The sequence below is a fragment of the Nocardia sp. NBC_01329 genome (genome assembly GCF_035956715.1).
Classification (GTDB): Bacteria; Actinomycetota; Actinomycetes; order Mycobacteriales; family Mycobacteriaceae; genus Nocardia.
Window position 1 is genome coordinate 1733475 of the sequence record NZ_CP108381.1, and the last position, 23487, is coordinate 1756961.

At 67.4% G+C, this 23487-nt stretch carries 25 protein-coding genes; 24 read left to right on the forward strand and 1 reads right to left on the reverse strand.

The genetic code is table 11. The annotated features are described in order from the left end of the window. The first annotated feature begins 96 nt into the window (after positions 1–96). From OG405_RS08055 to OG405_RS08165, 23 genes are all read left to right on the forward strand, one after another. Complete coding sequence (locus OG405_RS08055) at positions 97–1068, forward strand: ABC transporter substrate-binding protein (protein ID WP_327150982.1); 972 nt, start codon at positions 97–99, stop codon at positions 1066–1068. A 1-nt stretch (position 1069) separates the two neighbouring features. Beyond that, complete coding sequence (locus OG405_RS08060; RefSeq protein WP_327150983.1) at positions 1070–1861, forward strand: ABC transporter permease; 792 nt, start codon at positions 1070–1072, stop codon at positions 1859–1861. Further along, positions 1837–2760, forward strand: coding sequence for an ABC transporter permease (locus tag OG405_RS08065; RefSeq protein WP_327150984.1), 924 nt, complete (start codon positions 1837–1839; stop codon positions 2758–2760). The genes OG405_RS08060 and OG405_RS08065 overlap by 25 nt, the downstream gene beginning before the upstream one ends. Then, complete coding sequence (locus tag OG405_RS08070) at positions 2753–3574, forward strand: ABC transporter ATP-binding protein (protein ID WP_327150985.1); 822 nt, start codon at positions 2753–2755, stop codon at positions 3572–3574. Before OG405_RS08065 ends, OG405_RS08070 begins: the two co-directional genes overlap by 8 nt. Further along, positions 3574–4449 (forward strand): FAD binding domain-containing protein, encoded by an 876-nt coding sequence (locus tag OG405_RS08075; RefSeq protein ID WP_327150986.1) that lies wholly within the window; start codon positions 3574–3576, stop codon positions 4447–4449. The genes OG405_RS08070 and OG405_RS08075 overlap by 1 nt, the downstream gene beginning before the upstream one ends. Then, positions 4442–4990 carry a (2Fe-2S)-binding protein gene (locus OG405_RS08080; protein ID WP_327150987.1) on the forward strand — a complete coding sequence of 183 codons (549 nt, stop codon included), beginning with the start codon at positions 4442–4444 and terminating at the stop codon, positions 4988–4990. Before OG405_RS08075 ends, OG405_RS08080 begins: the two co-directional genes overlap by 8 nt. Further along, on the forward strand, positions 4987–7404 hold the full coding sequence (locus OG405_RS08085; protein ID WP_327150988.1) for a xanthine dehydrogenase family protein molybdopterin-binding subunit: 2418 nt from the start codon (positions 4987–4989) through the stop codon (positions 7402–7404). The genes OG405_RS08080 and OG405_RS08085 overlap by 4 nt, the downstream gene beginning before the upstream one ends. Continuing rightward, entirely contained in the window at positions 7401–8297 is an 897-nt protein-coding gene (locus tag OG405_RS08090; RefSeq protein ID WP_327150989.1) for an aspartate dehydrogenase domain-containing protein, read from the forward strand. The genes OG405_RS08085 and OG405_RS08090 overlap by 4 nt, the downstream gene beginning before the upstream one ends. Before the next feature lie 302 nt (positions 8298–8599). Next, on the forward strand, positions 8600–10075 hold the full coding sequence (locus OG405_RS08095; RefSeq protein ID WP_327150990.1) for an aldehyde dehydrogenase: 1476 nt from the start codon (positions 8600–8602) through the stop codon (positions 10073–10075). Between the two features lie 12 nt (positions 10076–10087). After that, positions 10088–10429 carry a RidA family protein gene (locus tag OG405_RS08100; RefSeq protein ID WP_327150991.1) on the forward strand — a complete coding sequence of 114 codons (342 nt, stop codon included), beginning with the start codon at positions 10088–10090 and terminating at the stop codon, positions 10427–10429. 43 nt (positions 10430–10472) lie between these two features. Next, the gene (locus OG405_RS08105) at positions 10473–10991 is read left to right on the forward strand and encodes a cupin domain-containing protein (protein WP_327150992.1); all 519 of its coding nucleotides are present in this window, start codon (positions 10473–10475) and stop codon (positions 10989–10991) included. Between the two features lie 32 nt (positions 10992–11023). Then, on the forward strand, positions 11024–11977 hold the full coding sequence (locus OG405_RS08110) for a PDR/VanB family oxidoreductase (RefSeq protein ID WP_327150993.1): 954 nt from the start codon (positions 11024–11026) through the stop codon (positions 11975–11977). A gap of 28 nt (positions 11978–12005) precedes the next feature. Next, complete coding sequence (locus OG405_RS08115) at positions 12006–12989, forward strand: VOC family protein (protein ID WP_327150994.1); 984 nt, start codon at positions 12006–12008, stop codon at positions 12987–12989. Beyond that, the gene (locus tag OG405_RS08120) at positions 12986–13816 is read left to right on the forward strand and encodes an alpha/beta fold hydrolase (protein ID WP_327150995.1); all 831 of its coding nucleotides are present in this window, start codon (positions 12986–12988) and stop codon (positions 13814–13816) included. The genes OG405_RS08115 and OG405_RS08120 overlap by 4 nt, the downstream gene beginning before the upstream one ends. Continuing rightward, the gene (locus OG405_RS08125; protein WP_327150996.1) at positions 13813–14553 is read left to right on the forward strand and encodes an SDR family oxidoreductase; all 741 of its coding nucleotides are present in this window, start codon (positions 13813–13815) and stop codon (positions 14551–14553) included. The genes OG405_RS08120 and OG405_RS08125 overlap by 4 nt, the downstream gene beginning before the upstream one ends. Positions 14554–14603: 50 nt before the next feature. Beyond that, positions 14604–15392 (forward strand): SDR family oxidoreductase, encoded by a 789-nt coding sequence (locus tag OG405_RS08130; protein WP_327150997.1) that lies wholly within the window; start codon positions 14604–14606, stop codon positions 15390–15392. A 50-nt stretch (positions 15393–15442) separates the two neighbouring features. Next, positions 15443–17119, forward strand: a complete 1677-nt coding sequence (locus OG405_RS08135) for a thiamine pyrophosphate-binding protein (RefSeq protein ID WP_327150998.1) — start codon at positions 15443–15445, stop codon at positions 17117–17119. A 4-nt stretch (positions 17120–17123) separates the two neighbouring features. Continuing rightward, a complete protein-coding gene (locus tag OG405_RS08140; protein WP_327150999.1) occupies positions 17124–17714 on the forward strand; it encodes an alpha/beta fold hydrolase in 591 nt (196 codons plus the stop codon). Continuing rightward, positions 17707–17934 (forward strand): recombinase-like helix-turn-helix domain-containing protein, encoded by a 228-nt coding sequence (locus OG405_RS08145; protein WP_327151000.1) that lies wholly within the window; start codon positions 17707–17709, stop codon positions 17932–17934. Before OG405_RS08140 ends, OG405_RS08145 begins: the two co-directional genes overlap by 8 nt. A gap of 1 nt (position 17935) precedes the next feature. Beyond that, positions 17936–19021, forward strand: coding sequence for a Rieske 2Fe-2S domain-containing protein (locus tag OG405_RS08150; protein ID WP_327151001.1), 1086 nt, complete (start codon positions 17936–17938; stop codon positions 19019–19021). Next, positions 19018–19359 carry a hypothetical protein gene (locus OG405_RS08155; protein WP_327151002.1) on the forward strand — a complete coding sequence of 114 codons (342 nt, stop codon included), beginning with the start codon at positions 19018–19020 and terminating at the stop codon, positions 19357–19359. The genes OG405_RS08150 and OG405_RS08155 overlap by 4 nt, the downstream gene beginning before the upstream one ends. Beyond that, on the forward strand, positions 19356–19811 hold the full coding sequence (locus tag OG405_RS08160) for a RidA family protein (RefSeq protein WP_327151003.1): 456 nt from the start codon (positions 19356–19358) through the stop codon (positions 19809–19811). The genes OG405_RS08155 and OG405_RS08160 overlap by 4 nt, the downstream gene beginning before the upstream one ends. Then, on the forward strand, positions 19808–20935 hold the full coding sequence (locus tag OG405_RS08165; RefSeq protein ID WP_327151004.1) for an FAD-dependent monooxygenase: 1128 nt from the start codon (positions 19808–19810) through the stop codon (positions 20933–20935). The genes OG405_RS08160 and OG405_RS08165 overlap by 4 nt, the downstream gene beginning before the upstream one ends. On the opposite strand, the gene OG405_RS08170 is transcribed toward OG405_RS08165, so the two are convergent. After that, positions 20936–21871, reverse strand: a complete 936-nt coding sequence (locus tag OG405_RS08170) for an aminoglycoside phosphotransferase family protein (protein WP_327151005.1) — start codon at positions 21869–21871, stop codon at positions 20936–20938. Positions 21872–22263: 392 nt separating this feature from the next. Between OG405_RS08170 and OG405_RS08175 the strand changes: the two genes are divergently transcribed. Further along, positions 22264–23388 (forward strand): DUF4185 domain-containing protein, encoded by a 1125-nt coding sequence (locus OG405_RS08175; protein WP_327151006.1) that lies wholly within the window; start codon positions 22264–22266, stop codon positions 23386–23388. The last annotated feature ends 99 nt before the right edge of the window (positions 23389–23487 follow it).

Below are 23487 nucleotides of genomic sequence, written 5' to 3' on the forward strand. Positions count from 1 at the left end.
AGCGGTAAGGAAGTAGAAATCTCTTGCAGCCAAGATGTTCGGCAACCGCGGTGAACCCCAGCCCGGTCGCCACCATCGTCCCGACAGGAGACGTTCATGACGACAATCCGCCTCGCGGCAGCAGCTCTGCTGGCCGGTTCCGCATTGGTTCTGAGCTCGTGTAGCAGTTCGGGCGAGCGCACCGCCGCGGCGACCGACGGCACACTCGAGCAGACCGAGGTCTCGGTGGGCGTTCTTCCGCTGGCCGACTACGCGGCGGTGTACTGGGCGGACGAGAAAGGCTTCTTCGAGAAGGAGGGGCTGACCGTGACGCTCGAGCCGATCCAGGGTGGGCCCATCGGTATCCAGAAGGTCGCCTCGGGTGAACTCGACTTCAGCATCGCCAACTCGATATCCGCGGCGATCGCGCAGTCCCGCAAGACACCGATCACGACCGTCGCGCATACGGCGTCGCTCGGTGACGGCAGCGGAATTCTCTATGTCGAACCGGATTCGCCGATCAAAACCCTCGCCGATATCGACGGCAAGACCGTCGGTGTGAACACCACCAACAACATCGGCGATGTCACCATCGCCAACCTCGCGGCCGACCAGGGCGCCGATATCGAGCCGCGGTACGTGGAGGTGCCGTTCCCCGAGATGCTGCCCGGGGTGCAGGCCGGATCGATCGACGTCGGGTACGCCCCAGAGCCGTTCTCCTCGGCCGCGCGCGGCGCCGGTATGCGGGAGATCGCGGATCTCACGACGGGACCCAACAACGCACTGCCGGCGTCGATCTTCGTCGCGGGTGACGATTTCGTGGACGCGAACCCGGACACCACCGCGGCGTTCGCCCGCGCGATCTACGCCGCGGGAGCCGATATCTCCGCCCATGAAGCCGACTTCCGCAACTGGCTGCCCGGTGTCGCGAAGGTTCCCGCGGAGGTGGCCAAGTCGATGTCGCTGCCGATCTTCGTGTCGAGTATGGATCCGGCGAAGATGCAGTCCGTCGCCGATATGCTCAGCGCGCAGGGGCGGGTCCCCGAGGGCTTCGACGTCACCTCGCATGTCATCACGCTCGAGGACTGATATGACTCTCCTCAGTGAGCCGCTCGGCCGGAATCAGCGGATCGCCTACGGAATCGTGGGCGTGCTCGGGACGGCTGCGCTGACCGAACTGGTCATCCGAACCGGATTGATCTCCACGCCCGGTCTGCCCGTTCCGAGCCGGGTTCTGGCGGAGACCGGTGCACTGTTCGGCGATCAGGCCTTCTGGCAGGAGGTCGGGTTCACTCTCCGCGAATGGATGCTCGGCCTGCTGATCGCGACCGTCGCCGGGATGGTGCTCGGTGGCCTGATGGGCGCCTTCGCGAAGGTGTTCCTCGCCTTCGAACTCCCGGTCGAGATCTTCCGGGTGCTGCCGTCGGTCGCACTGGGTCCGGTCCTGGTGTTGCTGCTGGGGTCGGGGATGCTGCCGCTCTCGATCACGGTGGCTCTCGCGTGTATGTGGCCGATCCTGCTGAACACTCTGTACGGCGTCCGTGCCACCGACGCCACTGCTGTGCAGACGGCCCGGACCTTCGGTCTCTCGGGGATCGCGATCCTGCGTCGGATCAAGATTCCCAGCGCACTTCCGTTCGCGTTCACCGGGATCCGGATCGCCGCGTCGATCGGACTCATCGTCGCCGTCAGCGCGGAACTGCTGATCGGCAACGGTCAGGGAATCGGTGGTTACATCCTGCTCAACAGCGCGAACGCGACCAATCTCGACACCGTGTACGCCGCGACGCTGGTAGCCGGGGTTCTCGGCCTGGCGGTGAGCACTGCCTTCACCGCCCTCGACAACAAGGTGTTCGCATGGAAGAAGGGGCTGGCCCAGTGATGGTCGCATCGACCGACGAGACCGGGCTCGCCGCGTCGACGGTTCGGCCGGGGGCGACGACTCCCGCCGCCACCTCGGCCGCGCGCAAACGCGCATCCCTGCCGCCGTTGCTGGGCAACGCCGGCATCCGGCTGCTGGTTCCGATGCTGATCCTCGCCGCGTGGTGGGGGCTGTCGCAGTCGGAGGTCGGTTCGCTGATCGTCGCTCCGCCGTTCGAGGCTTTCGAGCGGGTCTTCACCGACTTCCTCAGCACCGACCCCGGCCGTCTGTTCCTCGGCGACGCGACCTTCGACCACTTCCTCCCCAGCGTCTATCGTGCGATGGCGGGACTGCTGCTGGCCGTTGTCATCGGTGTCGCGCTGGGTGTCGCGCTGGGCGTCGTTCCCGTGCTCACGGCGCTGTTCCAGCCGCTCATCCACCTCGGCCGGTCGCTGCCCAGCCCGGCTCTGCTGGGGGTGTTCTTCTTCCTGTTCGGAACGGGGGACAGCCCGAAGATCTTCCTCATCGCGTTCTCTGTGGTCTGGCCGATTCTGTTCAACACGATCGACGGTGTCCAGAGCGTGGGGATCGGCCGGATGCAGGCGGCCGCGGTGTTCAAGATCTCGCGCTGGAACGTGCTGACCCACATCATCCTTCCCGGAGCCGGACCGAAGATATTCGCCGGCGTGCGGACCGCGATGTCGCTGTCGCTCATCATCATGATCATCTCCGAACTGCAGAAGGCCGAGAACGGTCTCGGGTATCTCCTGATCCGGACCCAGCGCGACTTCGACTACACCGGATTCTGGTCCGTCCTGATCGTGCTGGCCGCACTCGGCGTCGCACTCAACTTCATCTTCGTGTTCGTCGAACGGCGGGCGTTGGCCTGGCACCGAGGAGTGACTCAGCAAAATGACTAGTACAGATGTGACGACCACGTCCGCGGAGCTCGTCCTCACCGGCATCTCGAAGTCCTACGGAACCACTCTCGCGGTCCGTGATATCAGCGCCGTCGCCCGTACCGGAAAGGTCAGCGTTATCGTCGGGCCCTCCGGATGCGGCAAGTCGACCCTCCTGCGGATCATCAGCGGACTCGACGTGCCGACGACCGGTGCGGTCACCTTCGACGGGCGGCAGGTGTCCGGCGTACCCGCCGGGTTGGCCATGGTGTTCCAGGACTACGCGCGCTCGCTGTTCCCCTGGATGCGGGTGGACAAGAACATCGCCTTCCCGCTCGGGCATCTGCCGCGGCCGGAGCGCGCCGCCCGGGTACAGGAGGCCATCGACGCGGTCGGTCTGTCGGGCAAGGAGACGCTCTACCCCTGGCAGATGTCGGGCGGTATGCAGCAGCGCGTCGCCATTGCCCGAGCGCTGGCCAGCCATCCGAAGCTGCTGCTCATGGACGAGCCGTACGCGTCGGTCGATGCCCAGACCCGCGCCGAACTCGAGGATCTGCTCTTGACGATCCAGGCGAGACTCGGGATCACCGTCCTGGTCGTCACCCACGATATCGACGAGAGCGTCTATCTCGCCGATCACATCATCGTGTTGTCGAAGCCGCCGAGCATCGTGGCCGAGACGATCGAGGTCGACCTGCCGCGGCCCCGCGATCACATCACCACCAAAACCGATCCGAGATTCGTCGAGATCCGATCGCAGGTGACGAGGCTGCTGCGTGGTGAGGGCGCGGCAGCCGACGACCCGGGCGACTCGGTGGCGAGCAAGGCGCACTGATGCGGGCCACGGTCGACGGATCCGGAATCGTCGCACAGAGCCAATCGGCTCTCGCGCCGTTCCGGTTGTACCGCCCCGAGTCGGTCGCCGAGGTGAAGGCCGTGCTCGCAGCGGACCCGGAGGCGGTGATCGGTGCCGGGTGCAGCGATCTCGTGGCCAGGATCCGTGAGGGCTGCGCGCCTCGGGCGCTGGTGTCGCTGCGGACAGTGGCGGGCCTGGCGGCGATCACACACGATGCCGGTGTACTGCGCCTGGGTTCGATGGTCACCCATCACGAGGGCGCGACCAGTCCGATCGTCGCCGCGGCGATCCCCGGGCTGGCGGCGGCGTGGTCGCGGATCGCCACTGTCCGGATCCGGTACACCGGCACAGTCGGCGGGAATCTGATGGCACGACGCTATCGCTACGAGATGCCGTTGCTACTGGGTGCCCTCGATGCCCGGTTGTCGATCTCGGACGGCCGCACTCTGGGCACCGGCGAACTGTGGACCGACGACACCACCGCGCTGCTCACCGATATCGCCGTGTCCACCGCGGATCTGGTGTGGTTCGGGTACGAGCGTTCGATGCGCCCGACCACGACGGTCGCCGTCGCGATCCGCCGGGGTGAAGACGCCACCCTGTCCGTCCATGCCACCGCGGGGTCGGAATACCGCCGGGGCATCTCGATGCGCGCCGATACGCAGGTGGGAACGGCAGCCGATATCGACCCGGCCCGGACCGCGTCGGTGCTCGCCGCGCAACTCCCGGCCGATATCGCCGACTACACCGGGTCCGCCGAGTACCGCAGACACCTGGTCGGGGTGCTCGCCCGCAGGCTGCTCTGCGCGGCGGCCGTTGCCACCCACCATCGTGAGGACGAACCGCATGAGTGATCCTGATACCGAGACGAGCGTGGCCGGCGCACCAGCGCCTCGGGGTGCGCTCGACATATCGATAGAGTTCAGTCTGAACGGCGAAAAGCAGAACTGCAGAATCGATTCCAATGCGGTCCTGCTCGATGTCCTCCGCGAGAATCTCGGCTGCCGGGGCGTGCGGGGTTCGTGTGAGCGCGGCGTATGCGGTGCCTGCACGGTACTCGTCGACGATGTTCCGGTCGCGTCCTGTTCGACATTCGCGTTCGCGGTCGACGGCGCGTCGGTGGAGACCGTGGAGGGGCTGGCGGCCGCGGACGGAACTCTCTCGCCGCAGCAGCGGGCTTTCGCGGAATGTGGTGGCTACCAGTGCGGTTTCTGCACTTCCGGCATGCTGATGCTGACCACCGGTCTGTTGCGCCGCGAACCCCGGCCCGACCGCGGCACGATCCGCGACTGGATCAGTTCGAACACCTGCCGCTGCACCGGGTACGAGATGATCATGGAATCCGTCGAACGCGCAGCGGAACTCACCGCCGCGCAGGACGGGGATCGGGTATGACGACCGTATCGGATCGGTCGATCACCCGAAGTCCGCGGACCGAGGCCCGCAACGACGTTGTCGACGACCGGGTAGCGAACGGCGGATACCGGATCCAGGAGCTGCCGACGGCTCCTCCGCAACACCGGCTGGTCGGACGGGACGGACCGCGTGCGGACGCGACAGCCAAGGTCACCGGAAAAGCTGTGTACGGTGCCGATATCGTGCGGCCGGGCATGCTGCACGCGAAAGTACTACGCAGCCCGCACGCGCACGCCCGCATCGTCTCCATCGACATCTCGGCCGCGCGGGCGCTCACGGGTGTCACCGCGATCGTCACTCAGGACGAGATCGCCGGGCTGCAGTGCTACGGGACGATGGTCAAGGATCAGCCGGTGGTCGCGACCGGCGTCGTCAGATATGTCGGTGACGTGGTGGCCGGGGTCGCCGCCGTCGACGAGCGCACCGCGCTCGCGGCACTGGACCTGATCAGGGTCGAGTACGAGGTACTGCCGGCGGTGTTCACCGTCGACGAGGCGCTCGCGGATTCCGCGCCGGTCATCCATCCGGACGAGCCGTTCGGTGTGATCCCGAAGTACGGGCAGGGTGCGTCGGCGTCGCTGCGCAGTGAACCGAACGTGAGCTACGAGTTCCGGTACAGCACCGGCTCGTCCGACGTCTGGGACACCTGCGACCACGTCTTCGAGGACGCCTTCCACTTCTCGCGGATGAACCATATGCATCTCGAACCGTTCGTGACCGTCGCCGAGGCGAGCGCCGACGAGATCGAGGTGTGGACCTCGACGCAGGCGCCGTTCAACCTCCGCAAGGAGCTCTCCCGCGTTTTCGGGCTGCCGGAGAACCGGATCCGCGTCCATGTGCCGTTGATCGGTGGCGGTTTCGGCGCGAAGAACGGGCCCAAGGCCGATCCGGTCGCGATCCGGCTCTCGCAGCTCAGCGGCGGGCGGGCGGTCAGATTCTGTATGACCACCGAGGAGGTGTTCCTCACGGTGTCCCAACATGCGGCGACACTTATCGTGAAATCGGGTGTGCGGGCGGACGGAACGTTCATCGCGCGGCGATCGACGGTGCTGCTCAACGGCGGTGCCTACGCCGAGCACAGTCCGGCCGTCGCGGAGAAGGCCGGCTACCGGATGCCCGGCGCATATCGTTGGCAGCATATCGATTCGGTGTGCAAGGTCGTCACCACCAACACCGTCCCGGCCGGAGCCTTCCGCGGATTCGGCGGCACTCAGGCGACGTGGGCCAGTGAGCGGCAGGTCGACTTGATCGCGGATCGCCTCGGACTCGATCCGTACGAACTGCGGGTACGCAACCTCAAGGCGCTCGGCGAGGAATTCGTTCCGGGCGAATCCGGCATCGACTCCGATCTGGTGGCGGGGATGCGAGTGGTGGCCGACGCGATCGGCTACCACCAGCGCGCCAGGACCGGGAACCGGGGGATGGGCGTTTCGGTCGGTGTCAAGGACGGCGGCGGAATCAACAAGCCGGCGATGGCACGGGTCAAGGTCACCACCCGGGGTGACGTTCTGCTCAACTGCGCGCTCACCGAGATGGGGCAGGGCGGGCACTCGGCGATGGCGCAACTGGTCGCCGAGGTGCTGCGCTGCGATCCCGCCCGGGTGGCCTACGCGCGTATCGACACCGACAACACGCCGTTCGACCAGGGCACCAACGCGTCCTCTGGAGTGGCGGTGATGGGGCAGGCGGTGCGGACGGCGGCCGAGAATCTCCGGGATCAGGTACTCGACTGGGCCGGTGCGCAACTCGCCGTCGAACCCGCCGGGCTCGCACTCGTGGACTGGCATGTGCACACACCCGACGGGGCGGTACACGACCTTTTCCCGATGATCATGGAAGTCTTCGGGAACACCGGATTCGAATTCTCCGCCGACGGTTTCTACAAGGCGCGTAACGATCGCCGTGCTCCACTCGAGGCGCCGTGCGTGTTCTGGGAGATCGGCTGGGCGGCCGCGGAAGTCGAGGTCGACCCCGAAACCGGCCGGATCACCGTGCTGCAGCTGGCAGTCAGCGGTGATGCCGGCAAGGTGATCAACAAGATCGCGTGTCGCGGCCAGGACGAAGGGGCCGCGGTGTTCGGTCTGGGGCAGGCATTGTTCGAGGAACTCCGATACGGTCCGGACGGCGAACTGCTCAACGCCGAGGCGCTGCTGTACCGGGTGCCGCTCGCCGAGGATGTCCCCGAACGGTTCGTCTCGATCACCCAGGAGCAGGGTCACGGTGCGGGCCCGTTCGGCAGCAAGGGCATGGGGGAGGGTGGGATGCTACCCGTCGCCAGTGCGATCGCTCAGGCTGTCGCTGATGCGGTGGGTGCGCAGATCACCGAACTTCCGCTCTCACCGCAACGGGTCTACGAGGCGATCGCGGCGCGTGAAGCCGGGGTGTCGCGATGATGCGATACCTCCGCCCGCGCCGCGGTGTCCGCCGACCGCAGGTCACCGATCCGCCACGCGCGATGAACGGTACGCCGCCCGCCGCCGCGGTGATCGGTGGCCGGGATCCGGTGCGGGTGTGCGTGCTCGGTTACGGGAGTATCGGTGCGGTCGTGGTGGACCGGCTCATCCGGGGGGATGTACCCGGTGCCGAACTGATCGGGATCGTCAATCGGTCACCGGTCGAGGATCTCCCGGCGCCTGCGCTCGTCCTCGGGGAGGCGCTCGCGGTCGCGGACGTGGTGGTCGAATGTGCTTCGCAAGAGGCGGTATGGGAGGTCGCTCAGCAAGTGGTCGACGCGGGATGTGACCTGCTGGTGTCGTCGGTCGGGGCGCTGTCGGATCCTGCGTTCGCGCAGCGGATCGCGGGATGCGGTCCGGGGCGGGTCGTGTGCACGCACGGCGCGGTCGGCGGCCTCGATCTGCTCGCCGCCGCCCGCGACGCGGCGCCTTTCGAACGAGTACTCGTTCGGTCGACGAAATCGCCGGGTTCGCTGGTGCAGCCGTGGATGGACGCGGCGCAGCGGCACCGGATCAGCACCACGGCGACGCGGCTGCGCGTCTTCGCGGGCAGTCCGGCCGAAGCGGCGCGGCTGTTTCCGAAATCGCTCAATGTCGCCGCCGCGGTGAGTTTCGCGGTGAGCGATTGGGAGACGGTGGCGGTCGAGTTGTACGCCGATCCGGACGCGGACCTGACCTGTCACGAGATAGAGGCGTCGGGCCCGATCGGCAGGTACTCGATCAAGATCGAGAATCTGCCGAGTGCGGACAATCCGCGTACCAGCGCGGTGGTGCCGTACTCGATCCTGCGGACCCTGGCCCACCTGACCGGCTGTCCGAATCTCATTGGCTGACCGGTCCGCCCGACGCTGGGTCGAGTACCCGGAAGGGCCCGGGCCGGGCCCGTTACGACAAGTTCACGCAGACATCTTGACGGTAAGTATCTTTTAGCTCAGACTCTTTTACTGGAGAGATTCGGAGCCCAGGCCGCCCCGGACAAGCGCTGCGACAGAGGGAACGGATGAAGACTCCGATGGACTTACAGAGCAGCACGAGCACTCGTTCGCCGCAGTCGGCGAGCGGTAACTCCACGTTCGGAACGGAAGTTCGGACCGCCGACGCCGCGGAGCCGGATCGGTCGCGGACGGCGGCATCGGTGCCGGATACGACCGACGAGATCTTCGTGGCCGGCCGGTGGGTCCGCGGCTCGGGCACGCTCATCGAGTCGGTCGATCCGGCGACGGGCCGCGCCTTCGCCCACCTGCACGGCGCAGTCGAGAGCGACGTCGACCTGGCCGTCGACGGCGGCCGCCGGGCCGTCGCGAGTTCTGGTTGGGCCGAACTGCTACCGCACGAGCGCGCAGCTGTCCTGTACCGGATCGGTACCGCGATCGAGGCCAACACCGACCGCATCGCCGCACTGCAAACCACCGACACCGGAAAGACTCTCGCCGAGACCGGCGCACTCGCGCGCAGCGCCGCCGCCACCTTCCGGTTCATGGCGTCGGCCCTCGAGACGATGGAGGAAGCGGTCACACCCCGACGGGGACCGTTCCTCACCTTCGCGACACACGAGCCGATGGGCGTCGTCGGGGCCATCACGCCGTGGAACTCGCCGATCGCCTCGGACGCGCAGAAGATCGCCCCGGCCCTCGCCGCGGGCAACGCGGTCGTCGCCAAACCACCGGTGTGGGCGCCGTGGGTGACCCTGCTGCTGGCTCGGCTGGCGGAGGAGGCGGGCCTACCGCCCGGCTTGTTGTCGGTTCTACCCGGCCCTGGGCGGACAGTCGGCGACGCACTCGCCCGGCACCCGGGAATCGGCAAGATCTCGTTCACCGGTGGTACCGGGACCGGTCGCGCGCTGGCACATATCGCCGCGGAGAAGTTGATGCCGATCACCCTCGAGCTAGGCGGCAAATCGCCCACCATCGTATTCGCCGACGCCGACCTCGATCAGGCGCTCGCCGGGGTCCTGTACGGCATCTTCTCCTCGTCGGGCCAGAGTTGTATCGCGGGGTCCCGGGTGTTCGTGCAGCGCGCGGTGTACGACGACTTCGTCGACCGCCTGGTCGCGGCGACCACGACACTGCGGGTGGGCCCGGGTACCGATCCACGAACCCAGGTGGCGCCCATGGTCACGCGCGAGCACCGGGACGGGGTCGCGGTGATGGTCGACGACGCGGTGCGCGCGGGCGCGACGGTGCTGTGCGGCGGCGCCGTCCCCGCGGATCCCGCGCTCGCGGCGGGTGCGTACTACCTGCCCACGGTGCTCACCGGCGTCCCGAACAGTGCACCGGTCTGCCAGGAGGAGATCTTCGGACCCGTCGCCGTCGTGCTGCCGTTCGAGGACGAGACCGACGTCGTCGAACAGGCCGACGACACGGTGTTCGGTCTGGCCTGTGGGATCTGGACCGCGGACTACCGGCGCGCCTGGCGGACGGCCCGCGCCGTGCAGGCCGGAACAGTGTGGATCAACACCTATAAGCAGTTCAGTATCTCGACTCCGTTCAGCGGGCTGAAGGACAGCGGTATCGGCACCGAGAAGGGCCGCGACGGAATCCGGTCCTATATGAACCAGAAGAGCATCTACCTCGACGTGTCCGGGCAGCCGCTGCCTTGGGCAGGTCTGTGAGAAGGGAGCACCATGAGCGCTCATCCCTACAGCCCGGCCTTCGGTATCGCGGGCTTCGGTTTCGTCTCCGGCGCGCTGTCGGTCGACGCGGACGGTATCGCGGTCCCCGGCCGCCGGGCGGCCCTCGAAGCCGCGATGGCCCGGCTGAGCGAGCGACTCTCGACCATCGATATGACGTTGGAGAACGTCGTGAAGACCACCTATTTCGTCACCGACGTCGCCTTGCGGGACGAGGCGAACCGGCACTACGAGGCGGTGTTCGCCGAACCGCGTCCGGCACGGTCGTTCGTCGAGGTCGCCGCGCTGCCCTACGGCGCGACGGTCGAGATCGAAGCTATCGCCCACCGCGGGTAACGCACCCGCACACCCCGATCACTTACAGAGGAAGGCACACATCATGTCCAGCACCGAAAAGACCGGCGTCGACCTCGACGCCCTGATCGACTCCTGCATCGCCGCCGCCGGCACCCGCCACGAGGACTGGGACACGCTCGGGTTCCAGGCAGCCAAGGGCGGTGACCGTTTCAAGCGGGCGCAGATCCGCTACATCGGTTCCGGTGCCACCGGCAACCACGACACCGACAACAACATCATCACAGCCGACCACTTCACCTTCTCCAATATGCGCCTGCCCGCGGGCGCGGTCGGCCCCGAGCACACCCACCACGACGTCGAAGAGGTCTTCTACGTTCTCGAAGGCGAAATCGAGGTCGCCGTCCACGATGTCGAGGACGGGACGAAGAAGGCGGTGCGCACGCTCGGCTACCGCGACCTGATCCGCGTACCCGCCGGGGTGCCGCGCAGCCTCGCGAACGTCTCCGACTCCGACGCGCTGTTCTGCGTCATCATCGGCACCCCCAAGCCACAACTGCCCACCTACCCGCCCAGCTCCGAGATGTTCGGCGTCACTCGCTGATAGCGCACGCGAAGAAGTACGAGGAGAGCCCGATGGACGAGCTGATGAGGCGGACGCTGCGCGTCCAGCAGAAGACCTGGGAAGCCGATGGCGTCATCAGCGTCACGCTGGCCGACCCGGCCGGTGCCGAGTTGCCCAGCTGGGAACCAGGTGCGCACCTCGCATTGCACCTGCCGAACGGGCTCGTCCGGGAATATTCGCTCTGCTCGGATCCGGCGGACCGGTCGCGGTGGACCGTGGCAGTGCTGCGTAAGCCGGATTCTCGGGGCGGCAGCACCTATATCCACGACCTCCTGCCGGTCGGCGGGCTCCTCGAGGTCGAGGGGCCCCGCCAGAACTTCGCGCTCGGCGTCGCGGCCCGGCACATCCTGGTCGCGGGCGGGATCGGAATCACTCCGATCCTCTCGATGGTGCGCAACCTGCATCGCGACGGCGCGAACTGGACGCTGCTCTACACCGGACGATCCCGGTCGACGATGGCGTTTCTCGACGAGATCGACTCCCTGCCCGCCGACCGCGTGACGATCCACGCGGACGACGCGGCAGCGGGTCGATACCCCGACCTGGACGGGCTGCTCGGGGATATCGACGACGATGTCGTGGCCTACTGCTGCGGCCCCGAGTCGTTGATGACCGCCTGCTCCGGCGCGCTGGCCGACCCCGGACAGTTGCGTATCGAGCGGTTCAAAGCACCCGAACCGATCACGACCGGCGCCGACACCGCCTTCGACGTGGTCCTGGCCGGCAGCGGTCGGCGGATCCCGGTCGGCCCGGATGTCTCGGTCCTGAGTGCGCTGCACAACGCCGGTGTACCGGTCGAGAGCTCGTGTACCGAAGGTATCTGCGGGACCTGTGAGGTCGGCGTCGTCAAGGGCGACATCGAACACCGGGACTTCCTGCTCTCACCCGAGGAACAGCAGACGGGTGCCACCATGTTCGTCTGCGTCTCCCGCTGCCGCTCCGCCGAACTCGTCCTCGACCTGTAACCGGCCACCCTCGAAAGAAAGGTCGATCATGCGTTTCTCCGGAACACCGGTCTGCGCTCTCCGGGCGTTGCGGTCGGTATCGGTCACGGTGCCCGACCCGGCCCGTTCGCGCGACTTCTACCATGAAGCCTGGGGTCTGAGCACCGTCGACGAAGACGGTGACACCTTCTGGCTGCGTGCCACGGGCAGCGAGCACCACGTGCTGCAACTGCGCGCCGGCACCGGCAACGCACTGGACCGGATATCGTTCGCGCTCGGGACGCCGCGCGAGGTCGACGACGCGGCCCGCGCCCTGCAGAAGCTCGGCATCCCCCTCCTGCGCGAGCCCGGCAGGCTCGATGACGCAGGCGGTGGCTACGGTCTGCAACTCATCGATCCGGAGGGCCGCTGCCTCGAACTGTCCGCCGATACGTTCGCCGTGTCCGCGCGGGAACCGGCAGGTCGCCGGGCGATTCCCCGCAAGCTCGCCCATATCGTGCTCAACACCAGCGATATCGATCGCACTGCGGACTTCTACACCCAGGTGCTCGGCATGCGGATCTCGGACTGGTCCGAACACCAGATGACCTTTCTGCGTTGTAATTCCGACCATCACGTCATCGCGCTGAACCAGGCCGAATTCCCCTCGATCAACCACGTGGCCTACGAGATGGAGAGTCTCGACCACTTCATGCGTGGTCTCGGCAGCCTCCAGCGCAGCGGCATCGTCCCGCAGTGGGGTCCCGGCCGACACGGACCGGGCGACAACACCTTCTCGTACTTCACCGATCCGGCCGGGCTGGTCTGTGAGTACACCTCCGAAGTGGCCCAGATCGACGAAGACCGTTGGCTGTGCCGGACCTGGAAGCGTACGCCCGAACTCTCCGACCAGTGGGGTACCGCGGGTCCGCCGACGACCACGGTCCGCGCGGCGATGGCCGGAGTACCCGACCTCGGGCACCGCGCCCGCGTCACTCCCGGCATCGACGACTATTTCTACGGGGGCAGTGATATGTGGAGGGTGCGGCCGTGACCGTCACGGCCGAGCCGGCTGCCCAGGTGGACCGATGGGTTTCGGCACAGGGGATCTCGCTCGAGGTCCGCGGTGCGGGTGATCCGGTGCTGCTCCTGCACGGCATCGGCGGCAGCGCCGCGGCCTGCGGGGCGCTGGCCGAGGTGCTGAGCTCGCATGGCTACCGCACGTATTGCTGGGACGCGCCGGGATACGGGCGGTCCGCCGATCCGGCACCGAGCTCGGACGGATCCACCGAGCGCTGTGACCACGGCGTGGTGGTCGCGGACCTGATCGCCGAGCTCGGTGCCGAGCCGATACATCTGCTCGGCACGTCGTGGGGTGGGGTGATCGCGACCGCGGTCGCCGCCGCGAATCCGGCGGCGGTCCGTTCGCTCGTACTGGCCGACAGCACCCGCGGCTCGGGGGTGAACCAGCAGCGGGCGCAGGGGATGCGGGCACGGATCGGTGAACTGCGTGAACTCGGCGGACCGGCGTTCGCCGCGGCCCGGGCAGGACGGCTGGTCTCGACCGCCTGCGACGCCGGGATCGCGCGCGCGGTGGAGTCCGATATGGCGCGAGTCCGCCTGCCGGGCTACGCCGCCGCCGCCGAATTCATGGCCCGCACCGATACCGGGCCGAGCCTGGCCGCAGTGGCGGCACCCACGCTGGTGCTGGTCGGGGCGGACGACATCGTCACCGGCGTCGACGAATCCCGGTTGCTCGCCGACGCGATTCCAGGAGCGCGCTTCGGGCTGATCCTGGACGCCGGTCATGCGGCAGTGCAGGAGAAGCCGGTCGAGACGGCCGCGCACATCCTGCGGTTCTGGAAGGAACTGGGCGAATGAGCAGACTGATCGTGGTCACCGGAGCGGGCCGTGGGCTGGGTTTCGCGATCGCCGAGCGGCTGGCCGCCGCGGGCGACCGGGTCGTCATCGCGGAGATGCGCGCCGAGCTGGCCGAAAGTGCGCAGAATTCGCTGCGGGACAAGGGGTACGACGTCACCTCGGTGGTCACCGATATCGCCGACCGTGATTCGGTGGTGGCCCTCGCGGACAAGGCGCAGGCCCTGGGCGGCGCGGACGCGCTGGTCAACAATGCGGCGCTCGCCGACGGTGTCGGGGGTGACGCGTTCTGGGAACTCGATGAGGGGTTCTTCCAGAAGGTGATGACCGTCAATACGTTCGGGACCTGGCTGGTCAGCAAGCATCTCTTCGCCCAGCTGGTGCGCGGCGGCGGCGGCGCCATCGTGAACATCGCCTCCGACGCCGCCCTGTACGGCTCGCCGCGCCTGGTGCACTATGTCGGCTCCAAGGGCGCGGTCATGGCGATGACCCGCACGATGGCCCGCGACGGGGGCCCGCACGGGCTGCGGGTCAACGCCGTCGCACCCGGTTTGACCCGGGTCGAGGCGACGGCCACGGTGCCGGCGTCACGTTATCGGCTCTATGCCGACAACCAGGTCCTGTCCCGCGAACAGACCCCGGACGATGTCGCGGGCACGGTGCAGTTCCTGCTGTCGGACGCGGCGAGTTACCTGACCGGCCAGACTCTGGTGGTCGACGGCGGGTTCGTCATGAACTGACCGTTTCCGGAATTTCCGAAACCATCCCCGCACAAGGAGACCGACCCTCGATGGATCTGCAACTGACCGACCGTACCGTGGTGGTCACCGGCGCGAGCTCCGGTGTCGGATTGGCGACCACACGGATGCTGATCGCCGAGGGCGCCCGGATCGCCGCCTGCGCCCGCGATCTGGACCGGTTACGGGCCGCGATCGACTCGATCGACAATGTCGATCCCGACAGGATCCACCTGGCCTCCTGCGATGTCACCGACCGCGGCGAGGTCGAATCCTTCATCGGTTCCGCCGCCGAGCATTTCGGCGGTATCGAAGGGCTGGTGTGCAATGCCGGACGCTCCCTCATGGCGCCGCTCTCGCAGACCACCGACGAGCAGATCCGCGCGGAATTCGACCTGAAGATCTTCGGCTCGTGGAATCCGGTGCGCGCGGCCCGCCCACTGCTCGCTGCCGCGGACCGCGGCGCCGTCGTCAACGTCAACGCGATCCTCTCCCGCCAGCCGGAACCTCGCCTGGCCGTCACGTCGGCCGCGCGGGCCGCGCTGCTCAACCTCACCCATTCCATGGCCGAGGAGCTTGCCGCGGACGGGACCCGAGTGAACTCGGTGCTGCTCGGGCTCGTCGACACCGGCCAGTGGCGCCGCCGTTTCGAGACCTCGGGGACCGCGCTCGACTACACCGCGTGGAGCGCGGAGATCGCCGCCGACCGCGGTATCGCGCTGGGCCGATTCGGCACGGCCGACGAGGTCGCGTTCCACATCGTCACCCTGCTCTCACCACTGAGCGGATACACCACCGGCACCAGCATCGACGTCGGCGGTGGCGTCGGCCGATACATCTGACCATCAGCCCGGCGGATCCGCCGTTCCCAGATCTCTCCGGAGGACACACCATGACGACCACCGACAGGCCCGGCGCGAAGGAGCCCACCGGCGGCGATGTGCTCGTCGCTGTCATGCGCAGGCACGGCATCGACACCGCGTTCGGCGTGATCAGCATCCACAATCTGCCCCTCGTCGAAGCGGTGGCGCGGGAGCTGAAGTTCGTGGAGATGCGCCACGAGGCGGCGGTGGTCAACGCCGCCGACGGGTACGCGCGCGCGACCGGAAAGATCGGTATCGCGATCACCAGCACGGGTACCGGCGCCGGTAACGCCGCGGGCTCCATGCTCGAAGCACTGACCGCCGGTAGCCGGGTGCTGCACGTGACCGGCCAGATCGAGAGCGAGTACCTGGGCTCCGGCGGGTCGACGCGGGGCGTTATCCACGAGGTGCCCAAACAACTGCAGATGCTCGACGCCGTCTCCCGCTATGCGGCGACCATAGAACGGGCAGAAGATGTCGAAGCGGATCTGGAAACCGCTATCGCCCATATCCTCGCCGCTCCGCAGGGCCCGGCCAGCGTCGAATGGCCCTCGGATCTGCAATATCTGGCGCATCCGGCCGATCAGCGCGGGTACGAGCCGCCGGCTTTCGATACGCCGGTACCCGACAGCGCCGCGATCGCCGAGGCCGTCGCGTTGCTCTCGGCGGCCGAGCGTCCCCTGCTCTGGGTAGGTGGGGGAGCGGCCGGCGCGAAGACCGAGCTGGCCGTCCTGCTGCACACTCTCGGGGCAGGCTTGCTGACCAGCAATTCGGGGCGGGCGATCGTGCCCGAGGACGACGCGCTGGTGATCGGGAATTTCGCGTCCGCGCCGGAGGTCGCGCCGCTGCTCGCGGAGGCCGATCTGCTGCTGTCGATCGGTACCCACTTCCGCTCCAACGAGACCAAGAGCTACCACCTCCGGTTACCTGTCACTCAGATCCAGATAGATGTGGATCCGGCGTCCATCGGCCGGATCTATCCGGCGAAGGTCGGCATCGTCGGGGATGCCGCGACAACCCTGGCCGCGATCAACGACGGCCTGACGAGCACGTCGGTGGATCCGGGGTGGTCAGCACGGGTCACCGACACCAGGGTGGCGGTTCGCGCGGCGCTCGCGGCCTATATCGGCGGCTACGCCGAGATCTGCGAAGGGATGCGGTCGGTACTGCCACGCGAATCCGTGGTGGCGCGCGATGTGACCATCCCCTCCAGCCAGTGGGGCAATCGATTGCTCCCGTTCTACGAACGCGAGACCAATATCTTCCCCCTCGGCGGTGGTATCGGGCAGGGACTGGCCATGGGGATCGGTGCCGCGCTCGGTCGGCCCGAGGTGCCGACCGCCGTTGTCGCCGGGGACGGCGGCCTCGCCGTGCACCTCGGCGAACTCGCCTCGCTCGCCGGCAGCGGTGCGTGGTGTGTCGTGGTGATCTTCAACGACGGCGGCTACGGCGTACTGCGGAATATGCAGGAGGCCAACGGTTTCGACCGATCGGGAGTCGACCTGTTCACGCCTCGGTTCGATCTGCTCGCGGCCGCGCTCGATATTCCCTACACCCTGGTCCAGGGCTCCGGACGTTTCGAGCGGGCGTTCGCGGACGCGGTGGCGACGCGCGGTCCGGCGATCGTCGAGGTCGATGTCGCGGCGGTCGAACCGCCGCCCGGCCCGTTCACCCCACCTGTGCACATCCCGGTTCGGCAGGGCTGATCCGATGACCGGCGACGAATGGGACGATGACACTCCGGCGCACGCGCTGGTGTGCCTGCACGCCGGACCGGATCCGGCGCGCTGGTTCGCCGATCAGGTCGCGGCGCTCGGCGCGATCGCCCACCGGTGCCGCCCGCTGGATCCGGCCGACCCGGAGTGCGTCGACGCCTGGGTGAACGAGGTCGCGTCCGCCGTGACCGCCCTGGGTCACGGCCGCGTGCACCTCCTGGCCACGGGCACCACGGCATTCGGTGCCCTCGCCCTCGCCGCCCGGCGTCCGGCGCTGGTCACCGGCCTCGTGCTCGGTGACCCGCGGGTCGACCCGGCCGCTCCCGGGTACGACGAACTCCTGGCGCAGGTGGCCGCCCCGAGCCTGGTCATCGCCTCGGTCCCCGACGAGCGGGTGGATATCGCGCAAGCGCAGAGCATCGCCGGTGGAATCGATAACGGTGTGTTCGTCGTCATCGACGGCGGCACGGTCCCGGCCCACCGCGAACGCGCCGCCTCGTTCAACGAATGGGTCACCGCGTTCACCATCATCGCCGAAGGTCTCGATGCCATGGCATCGCAGCGACAGGAGAAAACCAATGCCTGAAAAAGCCGCGCACTACCTCGCGCCCGATCAGACACACCCCGAACCGATCAGCCCCTACGAGACCAAGCTGTCCGGTTCGATCATGGAGGTTTTCGGCCGGGGCACCCACGACCTGCCCGGACTGATCGCGGGACTGAACGAACTGGGGCTGCACGCTCCCGACGGGCAGGCCTGGAACGAGCACAATTTCCGCGCCGAGATGCGACGACTGGGAGACTGAGATGACCACCGCCACCACATCCGCCCCGACCGCGACCGGCGGTCCGAAGAAACGCGCGGTCGGCGTCCGCAAGGATATGACCGCCGCCGATATAGCCGCCACCGGGCTGCGCGACCGGTGGTATCCGATCCTGCCGTCGCGCATGGTGCGCCCGGGCGAGTCCAAGAAGGTCACCCGGCTGTCCGTCGACTGGGTGCTCTTCCGGGACCCGCGGGGGACCGTTCATATGCTCGAGGACCGCTGCCCGCATCGCAGCGCTCCATTGTCGGTCGGCCAGCACCTCGGCGACCGGCTCGCCTGCAAGTACCACGGCGTCCAGGTGGACGGCTCCGGCACCGTCGTATCCGTGCCCGGTATGCCCGGCTGCGCCCTCGAGGGTAAACAGGCGACAGTGTCCTTGCAGGTTGTCGAGGCCGCCGACACCATCTTCGCGTTCGTCCCGCTGACCCGGGATTCCGAGCCGACCCCGTTCGTCCTGCCGGACCGGCTCACCGACGAGGCAGTCTCCTGGTTCCCGAACTTCGCCGAGTGGGCCGGACCCTGGCGCTTCTATATGGACAATGTCCTCGATCCGATGCACGGTGCGTTCCTGCACCGCGATTCGCATTCGATGTTCGGCGGTGACACCTCGGCTCGCTTCCGGATCCGGGAGACCGACCGCGGCTTCTTCTTCGAGAAGACCGATCAGGTCGGCGTGAATTTCGACTGGGTCGAGTACGTGCGCGGATCCATGGACTACGTCGACCTGGAGATCCCCTACGCCCCGAACGCCGGCCCCGGCGGCGTATTCGGCATCGTTGGCATGGCCACGCCGATCGACGCCGACAACTCCGCGATCTTCCACTGGCGCACCCGCCGGGTAGCCGGCTGGGAGCGTGAAGTGTGGCGCTTCCTGTACCGCACCCGGCTCGAGGCCCGGCACTGGGAGGTGCTCGAACAGGACCGCGAGGTGCTCGAGGCGCTGGCCGCCGACGCCGATCACGAGGAGCACCTGTATCAGCACGACCTCGGTGTCTCGCGTATCCGCCGCATCTACCGGGCGGACGCGAAGAAGCAGGCGGCGATTCTGGCGGGCGCACCGGTATGAGCCCGGCCCGGGCGGATCCCACCGATGTCATGATGCTGACCGTGTTCCTGCGACACGACCAGTCGCAGAACCTGGAACAGATTCAGGGCAAGCTCGACGATGCCGGCTGGTGGCAGCACTTTCCCCCGGCGGGCTGCGAGGTGGTCTCCTGGGTCGTCGCGATGGGGGTGGGACAGATCGTGACGCTGCGGCTACCGGCAGCGTCGCTCGCCACCGTCAATGTGGAACTGGAACGGCGGGCGTGGGGTGTGTTCCACACCGACTTCTACCCGACCTATGACTTCGTGCCGGTACGCGAGCGGCTGACCCGCGATTCCGACGAGCGGCGCAGCGAATGACCCGGGTTGCGGCGGAGACGGTTCCGGAAGCGCCCCGGCCGGGCATGTTCAGCAACGCCAGAGTGCACGGCGACCAGTTCTTCCTGTCCGGTATGCATGCCGGCGCGCCGGGCGGGACAGTGGGCGGCGCCGACACCTACCTCCAGGCCCGGGAGGCGTTCCGGCGGGTTCGGGCGCTCACCGAGGCCTGCGGGGCCGTACTGGACGACATCCTCGTATTGCGCGTCTATCTGACCGATATCGCCGACCGGGCGCTGGTCGGCAGGGCGCGCTCCGAGGTGTTCTCCGGCGACTTCCCGTGCTCGACGCTCGTCGAGGTGTCGGCGCTCGTCGAGCCCGGCCTGAAGGTGGAGATCGAGGCCCACGGGGTCATCGGATCACATAGGAGCATCCGACCCACCGCTGTCGCGGATCGGATTCACACTCTCGAAAGATTGAGGAAGAGATCATGAGCAAGGCACCGAGTGTGGCGGTCTGTGGAGCGGGTATCGGTGGGCTCACCGCGGCCCTCGCGCTTCGGAAGATCGGCATCGAGGCGCACGTCTTCGAGCGGACCGGTCGATTCGCCCGGGTGGGCGCCGATATCAACCTCACCCCGAACGCCGTCCGGGCACTCGACGGACTCGGTCTGGGCGCGGCACTGCGGGATTCGGCTGCTCGGCCGCAGTTCAGGATCAGCCGGACCTGGGATACGGGCGCGGAGACCTCGCGGCTGGAGATGGGCTCGTCGGCGGCGGCGCGCTACGGATCACCGCAGCTCACCCTGCATCGCGGAGATCTCATGTCCGCCCTCGAGGCAGCGCTGCCGCGGGAAAACGTATCGCTGGGCCGACAGGTCCTCGATGTCCGCGACGGGACGATCCATTTCGCCGACGGCAGTGTGCATCGGGCCGATGTGACCATCGGTGCGGACGGCATACATTCGGCCGTCCGCACCGCGTTGTTCGGCCGGGAGCACCCCACGTTCACCGGTGTCGTGGCGTTCCGTGCGGTGGTTCCTGCGGCAGCGGTCGCCTCGGTCCCGAATCTGGACTGCTTCACCAAATGGTGGGGGCCGGACGCCGCGACGCAGATCGTGACGTTCCCGCTGAGTCAGGGCAAGGACATCTTCATCTTCGCCACCTGCGCTCAGGACGAGTGGACCGAGGAGTCGTGGACGACCCCGGGTAGCGCAGACGAACTGCGCGAACTGTACCGGGACTTCCACCCGGAGGCCCGCGCCCTGCTCGACGCCTGCGACGAGGTACTGAAATCCGCTCTGTACGTACGTGATCCGCTGCCCGCGTGGACCGAGGGTACGGTCGCGCTGCTCGGTGACGCGTGTCATCCGATGATGCCGTTCATGGCGCAGGGGGCGGGCCAGGCGATCGAAGACGCGGTGGTGCTGGCGCGCTGCCTGGGGTCGGACCAGTACACCGGCGCCGCCGATGCCCTGGTCGGGTACGCGAACACCCGAATGGACCGGACCGCACGTATCCAGCGCGGCTCTCGGTCCAACGAATGGTTGAAAACGGTGGGCAATGGTGACTGGGTGTACGAGTACGACGCATGGAACACACCGCTGGCCGGTACCTGATCACGAGCTGAGGTTCGAACGGATCGCGAGGGCATTGTCCACCGTCTTCGCGGGTGTGCTGATGGCGGGATGCCCGTCCTCGATATCCCACAGCACGTTCTGTAGCAGTCGAGCGAGCGTCCATCCGGCCGCTCGGCCACGGTCGAGGCCGAGCATCTCGGTGAGGATGTCGAAGCGTCGTCGCACGATGCGTGGCGCGTCGGTGACGGTCTCGTCGGTGCTCCACCCGCTGTCCAGAGCGGGCCAGAGGTCGAACCCGGGATCGCCGACGAGTGGCTCCGGGTCGATCGCCAGCCACGGTTCACGGTCGGCGGCGAGGACATTGCCATAGTGCAGATCCCAGTGCAGCAGGCTATTTCCGGGATCGGCTCCGAGCTCGGCGACTATATGCGCCCATCGATCGAGTCGAGCCCGGTCGTCACTCTCGAGGACCCGCATAGCCGCGGGGATGTCGTCGACCATCGCAGAGAGGGCCTTCGAGAGATGGGGAAGCCCGCCGGGAGCGGGCACGCTGTGCAAGCGCGTCAGGAGCCCGCCGACCACACGGATCGCGTCATCGTCATCCTCGACGGCTTCGAGGGTGCGATCGCCGTTGAGACGTTCGAGCAGCATTCCACCCCGGTCGGGGTCGCTGTCCAGGAGCCGAACCGTCCCACGGCCGTTCCATTGGACGAGACCGAGGATCGCGGCCGTGGTCTCGGCGCGCGGCAACTGCAACTTCAGCGCTGCACGCGTCCCATCGGCGCGGCGCACCGGCACGACAACCCCCGCATCCCCCGACCGGATCGCACCTTCGGGTTGGAGCTCCCACCTTCGAAGGAGATCGCGAGCGACCGTCGGCAACATACTCAGCCATTCGCGAGTCGCTTCATCGCCGGTCTCGAAAGTGCTGAGGACCCCGGTCGGAATGACGAACTGTAGATCTCGGTCCGTCATCGACAGTTCACTCTCCACTTCTCTCGAGTTTCGGATGTCCCGTGACGCCTCAGGCAGTTCCGGTGATGGTACTCGAAATCATCCGCTCGATACGCCGACGATACCCAGCCATGCGGACACTCGCGCAGAGAGCCGCCGACGGCCGGCGTACAGACCCACGGCGGAGGCGACCAGGGCACGGCGGCCGGAATCGGTTGGGGCGCAGAATGTGTGACGCGACACAAACCTGTGACGAATCGGCGCTCGGGAACCACATATAGGCGGACGGTCGATCGAGATGAGGGAGGTCCTGCAACTATCAGCAGGGCAACCTCGACGCGCTTTTTCGGCGCGGGCGCATCGGCGATGTGAACAGCGATCACGCTCGAACTCGACGGAAGAAGGCGTAACCGATGCCGAAGATCAAAGACCTCAACCCGTCGGCCATCGGCCGCATCGGTGGTGCAGATCTCGCGATCCCCTTCAAGCGGCCCGACGGCAAGATCGGCTATGTGTGGGGTGACACGTTCGACGGCAACGTACCCGCCGTCAACAGCGGCCCCGACTGGCGGTCACCTGTCATCACGTGGGCCGATGACACTCCGGTCGGCCGGCCGATCAACTTCACCCATGCGGCTCGGGGCGGTGCCCAGCTGTGGCCGTACCAGCACAACAACCCGCAGTTCTCGACTGTCCTGCCCTGCGACGCACTGTTCATCGGTGGCCGTATCTACCTGTGGGTAATGGTCACCCGCGGTCTCGGCAACGAGATTCGTTGTGAAATAGCGTGTTCCGATGATATGGGCGAATCGTGGTTCGCTCAGCCCGGTGGCCACTACCTATCCGACGGTAGCCCGAAGTGGAAGACCGATTTCAACGGCGGCAAGCGCACGATGGTCACGTGGGCTCGGGGCGATGACGGGTGGGTTTACATCATCTCTACCGGCGGCCTCGACCGTAACAAGAACGCGGTGCTGTGGCGTGCCCCCGAGAACGCCCTCACCGATCCGTTCTCGTGGCACGGCTGGCAGTGGAACGGCTCATGGGGATGGGGTACAGGACGCGCCGACGATATCTTGCCGCCGGGCACCCGCCTCGGTGAGATCTCGCTGCGTCGGATCCAAAATTATTGGGTGTTCTCAGGTTTCGATGCCGGTGCCTACAGCGCATTCGTCAAGGTGGGCTATGGCCCGATCGAGAACATCAATTGGCATACCGCGCCGACGTCGTACCCGGTGCGGGGGTCCTCGCAGGAGCCCGGTACCTACGATGTGGTCGACCGACTGTACGGATGTTATGTCCACCCGTCCTCGCGGTTCGAGAATCCCGACGGTACGCCGGGTGCGTTCTCGATGATCGTCTCGACGTGGGCTGTCTCGGGCAACCCGTATCGTGCGATGCAATACCGCATCCCCACTCCGGCGGCGATCGGCCCGGTTGCCGACAGGGCGGGCGTCGCCACCGAGGCGATGCCGCCCTCTTCCTCGGACGGCCCGAAGGTATCGAAAAGGCTCCACCGCGCAATCTCGACGGCATAGTCGATACTCGCGCGGAGAACCCCGCGGGACCGACTCCCCACCGACACTCTCGGCCGAGTCCCAGCACCGCCGTGATCGCGGTGGGAACGGTGGGCAGAG